The 276-nt window shown below is 64.5% G+C and carries 1 protein-coding gene; it reads right to left on the reverse strand.

Going from position 1 to position 276, the window contains the following annotated elements:
• Window positions 1–276: outer membrane beta-barrel protein (locus KVT32_RS29945; RefSeq protein ID WP_217619413.1), on the reverse strand; the 276-nt coding region annotated here is incomplete at both ends.

Here is a 276-nt window from a genome sequence, read left to right on the forward strand (position 1 = left end):
CGTCGAAGCGGCGGATGCCGCGCTCCTGCAGCGTCGGCGAATCGGTGATGGTTTCCATCTTCTGCGAATCGAAGATGTCGGTCGCGTTCACCACGAACGTCAGGTTCGGGCTCAGGTTGCGGCGGTAGCTCAGGTTGGCGGTGGCGCTCGGCTGGCGGTAGCCGTAGCCGGTCAGGGTCTTGCCCTGGGCATTGAACATCAGTTGCAGCTGGTCCTTCGGCGTCGCCTGCCAGTTCAGGCGTCCGCGCACGTTCACCGAAGTGGCGCTGCGCTTGT

This window comes from Achromobacter sp. GbtcB20, assembly GCF_019091095.1.
In the GTDB taxonomy this organism is placed as follows: Bacteria; Pseudomonadota; Gammaproteobacteria; order Burkholderiales; family Burkholderiaceae_B; genus Achromobacter; species Achromobacter mucicolens.